This is a genomic window from Thermococcus sp. (genome assembly GCF_027063845.1).
GTDB lineage: Archaea > Methanobacteriota_B > Thermococci > Thermococcales > Thermococcaceae > Thermococcus.
Genome location: NZ_JAMOQU010000024.1, coordinates 1 through 1569, shown reverse-complemented (window position 1 = coordinate 1569; position 1569 = coordinate 1). Strand labels below are relative to the sequence as shown.

The window sequence follows — 1569 nt, the reverse complement described above, 5'->3', positions numbered from 1 at the left end:
TCGAGCCAGCAGTCGGGCGGTAGGCCCGCCTTCCAGCAGGTCTGAGCTAAGAACTCCTCCTCGTCCCAACCCCACTCTATCGGCACCTGCGGAAGCAGTAAGCCCGAGTAGATGCCCTTCTCGACTATCAGCCCGTCCCTGCCGACCCTTATCTTCTTCGGCCTCTCCTCGGGCGGGCCCTCTACCGGTTCAGGTGGGGTTAGGACGCTGACCTCAACTGTGAGCTCGTCGAGCTCCTCCGGTCTAACGGGCGGGAAGCGCGGGTCTTCTACGGCCGCGTGGATTGCCGCTTTAATCGTCGCCTCGACCAGCGGGTAAATCGGCAGGGGAAAGCCTATGCACCCGCGGAGCGCCATCTGTGGCGGGACGTTGTGGCGGTTGAGGGTCACGAAGACTCCCATCTTCTCCCAGAGCTCCGGCGGTGTGTCCTCTGGAGGTTCGATTACTCTTCCGTTCCTCACGTACTCTTCGATGGCTTTCCTCGCGAGCCTGACGAGGAACTCACCCCACTCGTCCTTAATCCTGTACACCCTCTCACCCCCTTAAAATTACCTCTCGTTAGTTTATTAACCTATCGCAACCCTTAAATTACTGCCGAGAAAGATTAAAGCGGGTGTCGAAGGTGGTCATCGTTGAGTTCGTAATCGTCCCCCTCGGGGAAAAGAGCCTGAGCAGGTACGTTGCCGAGGTGATAAAGCTTTTAGAGAGGAAGGGCGTTAAATATCAGTTGACGCCGATGGCCACCATCATCGAGACAAAGACCGTTAGGGAGGCCTTCGATATAATCGAGGAGGCCCACGAGCTTATGTTCAATCTCGGCGCGGAGAGGGTTTCCACAACGATAAGGATTGACGACAAGCGCGACAGGGAGAGGCACATGGAGGACAAGGTCAAATCCGTCCTCGAAAAGGTTGGAGAGGTGCGGTGATGAGGGTTCTCGTTCTGGCGATTGACCGCGATGACGACTTCGGCAAGAAGGCGGGCGTTAAGGGTCCTGTCATAGGGCGAGAGGCCTGTATAGACGCCGCCTTAAAGCTCAGTCTCGCCGACCCGGAGGACAGCGACGCGAACGTCGTTTACGCGGCCGTTAAGCTGAGGGACGAGCTCGAGGAGAAGGGTGAATTCGACGAGGTTGAGGTCGCGATAATAACCGGCCACCCGAAAGTTGGGCTAAAGAGTGATATGGAGCTTGCGAGACAGCTTGAGGAAGTTCTCAAGGTCTTTCCGGCCGATGGAGTTATCCCCGTTACCGACGGGGCCGAGGACGAGCAGATTTTTCCGATTATCGCCTCAAAGGTCCCAATCATAACCTCCCACCGCGTCGTCGTCAAGCAGAGTCCGAGCATTGAGACGACCTGGTATATCATTGTCAAGTACATGAGGGAAATCCTGAGCGACCCAGAGGTCGCGCGCGTCGTCTTCGGCATTCCGGGTCTGATGGCCTTACTCTACGGGATAGCCAAGCTCGTCGGCGTGTGGTATCCTGAGAGCGAGAAGATAGTTTCAACGGTGATTTGGGGGACTGTCCTTCTCATAATCGGTGGGATATTCTTCACCAAGGGCTTCAAC

At 56.5% G+C, this 1569-nt stretch carries 3 protein-coding genes; 2 read left to right on the top strand and 1 reads right to left on the bottom strand.

What is annotated here, in order from left to right; translation table 11 throughout:
* Positions 1-530: TIGR00296 family protein (locus tag MVO87_RS02205; protein WP_297552040.1), on the bottom strand; the 530-nt coding region annotated here is incomplete at its 3' end.
* A gap of 92 nt (positions 531-622) precedes the next feature.
* Between MVO87_RS02205 and MVO87_RS02200 the strand changes: the two genes are divergently transcribed.
* Both MVO87_RS02200 and MVO87_RS02195 read left to right on the top strand, forming a co-directional pair.
* On the top strand, positions 623-928 hold the full coding sequence (locus MVO87_RS02200; RefSeq protein WP_297552042.1) for an MTH1187 family thiamine-binding protein: 306 nt from the start codon (positions 623-625) through the stop codon (positions 926-928).
* Positions 928-1569, top strand: a 642-nt coding sequence (locus tag MVO87_RS02195) for a DUF373 family protein (protein ID WP_297552038.1), incomplete at its 3' end; no start/stop codon positions are given. The genes MVO87_RS02200 and MVO87_RS02195, both read left to right, overlap by 1 nt.